Source organism: Sphingomonas sp. 2SG, from assembly GCF_005503285.1.
GTDB lineage: Bacteria > Pseudomonadota > Alphaproteobacteria > Sphingomonadales > Sphingomonadaceae > Sphingomonas > Sphingomonas taxi.
The window spans coordinates 1-6,613 of sequence record NZ_SCMZ01000089.1 but is presented as its reverse complement, the minus strand read 5'-3'; the positions used below and the strand labels follow the sequence as shown (position 1 = coordinate 6,613).

Sequence of the window (6,613 nt, the reverse complement as noted above, 5' to 3'; positions counted from 1 at the left end):
GCCGATGCCGCCCGCCGCCGAGCCGGAGCCCGCCCGATGACCCGCCCGATCCTCGCTTTGGCGCTCGCCGCGACCGCGCTGTCGGCCTGTTCGATGGAGCCCAAATACGTCCGCTCGGAAACGCCGGTACCGACGTCGTGGCCGGTCGGCGACGCCTATCTGCGCCAGAGCGAGGCGACCCTGCCCGCCTTCACCTATCGCGACATCTTCAAGGACCGCCGGCTCCAGACGCTGATCGACCAGGCGCTGGTCAACAACCGCGACCTGCGCGTCGCTGCCGCCAACATCACCGCGGCGCGTGCGCAATATCGCATCCAGCGCGCCGATCTGTTCCCCGCGGTCGACGCCTCGGGCCGCTACACCTATTCGGGCGGCGGCAATGGCGCGCGCAGCACCGCGAGCAGCGGCAGCACCGGCAATACGGGCACCGGCAACACCGGGACGGGCAACACCGGCACGGGCAATACGGGGACCGGCACGGGCGTCGGCACCAGCAACGGCTCGACCGGCACGATCACCACCACCGGCAACGGCAACAGTGCCTTTTCCGCGCAGCTCGGCGTGACCGCCTTCGAACTCGATCTGTTCGGCCGCATCCGGTCGCTGTCGCGCGCCGCGCTCGACCGCTATTTCGCCACCGAGGCGGCGGCACGCGCCACCCGGCTGACGCTGGTCGGCGACATCGCCGACGCGTGGCTGACCTATGCCGCCGACCGCAGCCTGCTCAAGGTCGCGCAGGACACCGCGACCAGCGCGCAGGTCAGCGTCCGCCTCACCCGCGCCCGGCTCGAGGGCGGGGTCAGCGCGCGCACCGACCTGCGTCAGGCCGAACAGATCCTCGAAACCGCCAACGCCGATCTCGCCGAACAGAAGACGCTGGTCGCGCAGGACGTCAACGCGCTGCAATTGCTGGTCGGCGCACCGGTCGACCCGACGTTGCTCCCCGTCTCGATCGACGAGGCGCAGGCAACGATCGCGACGCTGCCCGCAGGGATCGACAGCGGCGTGCTGCTGCGCCGCCCCGACGTCGTCCAGTCCGAATATCAGCTGCGTGCCTATAACGCCGAAATCGGCGCGGCGCGCGCCGCGCTGTTCCCGCGCATCTCGCTGACCGGGCTCGTCGGCTTCGCCAGCACCGCGCTGTCGTCGCTGTTCGCCGGCGGCGCGTTCAACTATTCGGTCGCGCCCTCGGTCAGCTATCCGATCTTCCAGGCGGGCGCCGGCCGCGCCAACGTCCGCTATACCGAGGCGCAGCGCGACGCCGCGCTCGCCACCTACGAAAAGACGATCCAGACCGCGTTCCAGGAAACTGCCGACGCGCTCGCCCGGCAGGGCACGATCGCCGACCAGCTGCGTGCCCAGACCAATTTCCAGGCGGCGGCGGCGGATACGCTGCAACTCGTCAACGCGCGCTATCAGGGCGGTATCGACACCTTCCTGTCGAGCCTCGATGCGCAGCGCTCGTTCTACACCGCGCAGCGCACGCTGATCACCACGACGCTGACGGGTGCGAGCAATCGCGTCACGCTATATCGCGTGCTCGGCGGCGATTCGACGCTGGAGGCGACGCCGCAAGGCCCGCAACCGGTGACGCTCAACGGAACGCCACGCAGCGGTTGACGCTTATGCGTGATATCCCCGATGGTTAGCGTCCATCAGGCAGGAACCGCACGCATGAGCCACACGATCCGCCGTTTCCGCCCGACCGACGACGCGGCGATGCTCGCTTTCGCCGCGAGCCTGCCCGAACATGACCTGCTGTTCCTCGGCCGCGACCTGCGCCACGAGCGCGTCATCGAGGCGTGGCAGCAGGCGATCGGCGAAGGCTGGATCGACAGCCTGATCGCGGAGGATGGCGGCCGCATCGTCGCGACCGGCGCACTGGTCCGCGATCCGCTCGGCTGGAGCGGCCATGTCGGCGAGATCCGGCTACTCGTCGCCACCGACCGCCGCGGTGCGGGGCTCGGCGGCGATCTGCTGGAGGCATTGCTCGCGATCGCCCGCGCGCACGGCCTCGCCAAGCTCAGCGCGACGATGACGCCCGATCAGGCCGGCTCGATCGCCTTGTTCGAAGGCCTCGGCTTTCGCCGCGAGGCGCTGCTCGCCGGCCACGTCCGCGCCCGCGACGGCGTCGCGCACGATTTACTGATCCTCGCGCGCCCGATCCCGACCGGCTGACCGCCGGCAGCTTATGGAAGCGCATCGGCGTCCAAGCCCACCCCGTCACCCCGGACTTGTTCCGGGGTCTACCCCGCGGCGAGGAGAAAGGCTTGAGGCGAGGCCGCGCGCCTGCGGCCCGGTGGACCCCGGAACCAGTCCGGGGTGACGGACCCGATAAGGATGTGGGTCGAACCTCGCCGAGGTCGCCGCATCCGGACTGCAGCGATCAGCGAGGCACGACCACGACCGTTTAGTCCGCCTTGTCATTCCCCGACCGCATCGGCGATACCGCGTCGCGGCCGAACTGCATGATGAGCTCGCCCATCTCGCGCGCCTGGTTCATCGCCCGCTGGCCCTGTTCGCGCAGATAATCGCCCTGGATGCGCATCACCTCGCTGAGGTCCTTGGCCTGCGCCGCCTCGCGCATCGCCTCGAACGCCTCGCGCGAATTCTGCTCGGCCTGTTCGATGATCTTCAGGCCGATCGTCGCGCCATTGTCCGCCGCTTTCTGGCCGGAGGCACGCAACGCCTCGCCCGCCCGACGCGCGGGATCGAGCACATGGTCCGAAAAGCCCGCGCGTGCGCGCTCGGCGGCATCGCGCATCGCATCCGCAGCGCCCTGACCCGCACCGGCATCCGTGCCCGCGCCGTTGCCGGCACCACCGAAATCCTCGGCCATTATCGCTCTCCTCTCATCTTGGGACGCCGTTCCGGCCGCCCGCTTGGTTACCCCGACTGCAACGTGTGATAGCGGGCTTGGCTCCGGCACCGCGACGAAGCAGCCGTTGCGTCCCGTTCGCGCGCCGGTAGAAGGCCCGTTCCATGTCGAAGATCGAAAACCCGATGCCGCCCCGAATCCGCGGCGAACTGCTCCACCGCGCGATCGGACTCGGTGAGGAGCTGATGCGCCTGTCGGACGACCTCGGCCATACCGTCGCAAGCCTGCACATCTGCCAGGGCGTCGAGATGATGCGCGAGGAGGCGGAGCGGCTGCTCGGCCCAGCCTGATCCTGCCTCACGCCGCGGCGATGCAGCGCAGCGCGAAGACGACGCCTTCGTCGGTCAGCGCCACCGCGGCGCTATCCCGCGGTTCCATCGCGTCCCACCGGATCAGGCCGCGCGCCTGCATCACCTGCAGCCAGCGCCGCCCGACCGCGCCGCGCACCCCGATCTCGTCGAGCAGCGGCCCGCTGGTCATCGTCCGCCCGTCTTCATAGGCGACGAACAGGATCAGCAGGATGTCCCAGCCGGGCTCGCCGAACAGCTCGGCAAAGCTGCCCGCCGCCGCGTCGCGGCTCCGTCGCTGCGCCAGCAGCGCGCGGGCGCGGTCGGCGTCGTCCGGCTCCTCCGGACCGACGAAGGTGGACGCGACGATCTCGCCCCGCCCCTGCGCCGCGGCGAAGCGGACGCGGGCGATCGCGGCGACGAGGCGTTCGTGGTTCTCGCGATCGCGCTCGGGCCAGCGCAGCAACCGGATATCGGCGTTCATGGGTGTTCGTAGTCCGGTCTGCGCAGGGGCGACCAATCGCGGTCGCTCCCGAAACGGGCCAGGCGGTGGCGATGGCGCAACGCACCGATCGCCAGCAGCACCAGCATGGGATAGGCGATCTTGGCGCTCGCCCCGGCGTACATCCACGGCACCAGATGGGGATCGAGCGCCTTCACGCCATGGATCGCGATCGTGATCAGGTGGAGCGCGGCGACGTAGAGCGGCCAGAACCGGTCGGCACGCACCGCGATCCAGACCAGCCCGAGCAGCACCGCGCAATCGACCGCCAGGATCATCAGATGCACCGAATGATAACTGACGCGCGGCTGGAACGGCAGCGCGAAGGTGGTCGCCGCCCCGACGAGGAAGACCGCCGCGGTCCACCGCTCGGGCGCGCCCCCTGCCGCCAGGGCATAAGCGCACGCACCGAGCAGGACGATGTTGAAGAGGATGACGTGTGTCATGACTTGACCGGCCAAAGGAGCAATCTGGTGGTCAAGCCATGACACCTAGGCGGCGACGCGCAGATGACTGGCGCCGACGCCCGTCGGGACGAAATCGGGCTTCGGCTGTTCGTCGCCGAAACTCGTCTCATACCCGATCTGGCGGCCCACTTTCTCGATGACGCGGTGACCGGCGACGGTGTGACCGCGCGCCGTACCGATCGCGAGGATGGCTTGACTGAGTGTTTCGAAGGCCTGCTGCCCGGCGATCGCGGGCAGCTTGGCGGCGGTGCGCGCCCGCGGCAGCGCGGCGAGCAGTTCGCCGCCGGTGGCGAAGGCTTCGTCGAGCTGCGTCTCGAGCCGCCACAGCAATGTGGCGACGGCATCGGCGGCAACCTGGGAATCGGCATAATGAGCGTTCGCGTAAGACATTGGCCACCCCGTTCACCCCCGATGGGGGTGCTTTCGCTGAAGATCAGGAAAGGCGGCGGGCGATCGTCTCGATGATGCCGGTGAGGACCTGGAGGCCGGTCATCAGCATGCCGAACCCGATGGCGAGGCTGATGGCGATGGCCGGTATCCAGATCAACCGGCCTCCGACCGACAAGTCGTTGCCCCGCTGTCCCTTCCGCCGGAAGGGCAGCCGTATTTCCGGGAAGCTGTGCCTCGAAGGCGGCTCCCCGGAAACCCCCGGTGCCCTGACGATCGTGTCGTCCGGCACCACCGGCAATGGCAGGCCAATCGCCGGATCGACTAGCCGTGCAGAATGACCCCCCATTTTATCGGGGTCGGATTGCGCCGCCGAATTGGCGGAAATCTGCGGGTTCTGGGGGTCGGACGCGCCTTGACCGGCCGCCTCCTCATGCGCGGCGAGGCGCAATGCGGCGTCGCGGCGGTTGCGCGCGCCGAGCACTTTCACCGCCTCGGTCAGGTATTTGTCGACGGTGCTCTTCTCGATGCCGAGTTCGTCGGCGATCTCCTTCGATCCCTTGAGCTCGCGCACGCCGCGCAGGCACTCGCGGTGGCGTCGCGACAGGCGTTCGAAAGGGGCTGGATCGGTCACTTGCCCTCTGTCCCGCGGGACGGCGGGCATGGCAAGCGCTTCACGGTCGACACCGGTGGTTTCGTCGGCATCGGCAGGCGGTCCATCGTCGCGGTCGATCGGCATGGGGTGCACGGCAGCCAAGATCGTCATTCCACAGGTTGCGGGAAAGACGGCGCTTTATCGCCCATCGCGCGCCGCTGCCAGTATCCCGGCGGCGGCGCATGGGTCACGGTCAGCCGTGCGCGGCCTTAGCCGGCTTCTTGTGCGCACCCTTGCCGCTATTGGCCTTCTTGCCGCGGCGCGTCGCGACCGGCGGCTTGTCGCCGCGCAGCAGCGGCACCGCGATCGCGGCCGCGGCGCCGGCGAGGATCGTCCCGCCGATCGCGAGCCACGCGCCGGTGCCGAGGCCGCCCGGCTGCCGCTTGGGGGATTTCTTCGGCTTCGGCGGCGCCTTGGCCTCGTCGTGATGGACCGGGCCGGCGTGTTTCATGGCAGAACTCGGAATATGGGACATGGAGGATCCTTTCTGGCCGGACCAACCCCATGTACCCGAGCATTGTTCCGCCAGCGCAACGCCTTGACGGGCGCGCGGCCGGAGTGGGACCGCCATTCGATCAATTCCTCCCCCGCCAGGGGGAGGTGGCGCGGCGAAGCCGTGACGGAGGGGGAGGGCACGGAACAGACGTGTCGCTTACCTCCCCCTCCGTCATGCCTGCGGCATGCCACCTCCCCCTGGCGGGGGAGGAATTACGCGTGAGTCTCCGAATGCCGGTCCCGCCTAGCCGCCCCCCTTCCACCGCCGCATCGCGCGCTCGTAGGCGTCCGCCGCCGCCTGCCGCGCCTCGTCCAGCGCCGCGCGTTCGTCCTCCTGCGCGCGTTCCATCGTCCGTCGCCGCTTGGCGAGCGCCGCCTCCTCGGCGCGCAATGCACGCGCCTCGCTGCGATGCCGCGCCTCCGCCTCGGCCATCGCCCGGTCCGCCGCATCGAGCGCGCGACGATCGGGTTTGGGCGCCGGCTTTGGTGCCGGCTTCTGCTTCGGCTGGGGCGCAGATGCATCCGCCGCATCGTCGGACCGGCGGCGCGGCGCCTTCGCAGGCGTATCGGGCAGCGCCGCGATCTGCTCGGCCGCGGTACCACGCGACCGTTTGATCACCGTGCCCGGCTGCGCCAGCGGCTCGGCGGTGAGTGCCGGGTCGGTCACCACTTCGGCGATGCCGCGGGCGAACAGGTCGCGCTCGCTCCCCCATGCCTGCAACGCCGCTTTCTGGCTCGCCGCCGCGACATAGGCGTCGTGGAACCCGATCGGCGTACGATAGACCTTCAGCTTCGCCATGCCGCCAGCCTAACCGCCCCGCCCGCCGATGGCTCCCCCTTTCGCGCGGGTGCCGACCCGCGCCCACCAACACGGTTGACGCCGCGCCCCGCCGTCCCGCGCCGGCACAGCCGCGCGACACCCCTAGCCAAGCGCCCGCCACC

Annotated in this window: 10 protein-coding genes; 3 read left to right on the top strand and 7 right to left on the bottom strand. The window is 69.9% G+C overall.

Translation table 11 applies throughout. The features are described from left to right. Positions 1-36: 36 nt before the first annotated feature. Positions 37-1,620 carry an efflux transporter outer membrane subunit gene (locus FFS23_RS19545; protein ID WP_137899916.1) on the top strand — a complete coding sequence of 528 codons (1,584 nt, stop codon included), beginning with the start codon at positions 37-39 and terminating at the stop codon, positions 1,618-1,620. Between the two features lie 54 nt (positions 1,621-1,674). Next, a complete protein-coding gene (locus FFS23_RS19540; protein ID WP_038660687.1) occupies positions 1,675-2,178 on the top strand; it encodes a GNAT family N-acetyltransferase in 504 nt (167 codons plus the stop codon). A gap of 232 nt (positions 2,179-2,410) precedes the next feature. On the opposite strand, the gene FFS23_RS19535 is transcribed toward FFS23_RS19540, so the two are convergent. Next, entirely contained in the window at positions 2,411-2,839 is a 429-nt protein-coding gene (locus FFS23_RS19535) for a phasin family protein (protein WP_137899915.1), read from the bottom strand. A gap of 143 nt (positions 2,840-2,982) precedes the next feature. On the opposite strand from FFS23_RS19535, the gene FFS23_RS19530 reads away from it, so the two are divergent. Beyond that, positions 2,983-3,168: a hypothetical protein gene (locus FFS23_RS19530; protein WP_038660692.1), complete on the top strand. Its 186-nt coding sequence runs from the start codon at positions 2,983-2,985 to the stop codon at positions 3,166-3,168. 7 nt (positions 3,169-3,175) lie between these two features. Here the strand turns inward: FFS23_RS19530 and FFS23_RS19525 are convergent, their stop codons facing one another. The 6 genes from FFS23_RS19525 to FFS23_RS19495 all read right to left on the bottom strand — a co-directional run bounded on the left by FFS23_RS19525 (position 3,176) and on the right by FFS23_RS19495 (position 6,470). After that, on the bottom strand, positions 3,176-3,649 hold the full coding sequence (locus FFS23_RS19525) for a hypothetical protein (protein ID WP_249340769.1): 474 nt from the start codon (positions 3,647-3,649) through the stop codon (positions 3,176-3,178). Next, positions 3,646-4,113, bottom strand: a complete 468-nt coding sequence (locus FFS23_RS19520; protein ID WP_038660696.1) for a hypothetical protein — start codon at positions 4,111-4,113, stop codon at positions 3,646-3,648. The genes FFS23_RS19525 and FFS23_RS19520 overlap by 4 nt, the downstream gene beginning before the upstream one ends. Before the next feature lie 45 nt (positions 4,114-4,158). Continuing rightward, positions 4,159-4,524 (bottom strand): hypothetical protein, encoded by a 366-nt coding sequence (locus FFS23_RS19515; RefSeq protein ID WP_137899914.1) that lies wholly within the window; start codon positions 4,522-4,524, stop codon positions 4,159-4,161. A gap of 43 nt (positions 4,525-4,567) precedes the next feature. Further along, a complete protein-coding gene (locus tag FFS23_RS19510; RefSeq protein WP_249340768.1) occupies positions 4,568-5,287 on the bottom strand; it encodes a helix-turn-helix domain-containing protein in 720 nt (239 codons plus the stop codon). Between the two features lie 82 nt (positions 5,288-5,369). Beyond that, complete coding sequence (locus FFS23_RS19505) at positions 5,370-5,627, bottom strand: hypothetical protein (protein ID WP_137899913.1); 258 nt, start codon at positions 5,625-5,627, stop codon at positions 5,370-5,372. 288 nt (positions 5,628-5,915) lie between these two features. Continuing rightward, positions 5,916-6,470 carry a hypothetical protein gene (locus FFS23_RS19495; RefSeq protein ID WP_137899911.1) on the bottom strand — a complete coding sequence of 185 codons (555 nt, stop codon included), beginning with the start codon at positions 6,468-6,470 and terminating at the stop codon, positions 5,916-5,918. Between the last annotated feature and the right edge of the window lie 143 nt (positions 6,471-6,613).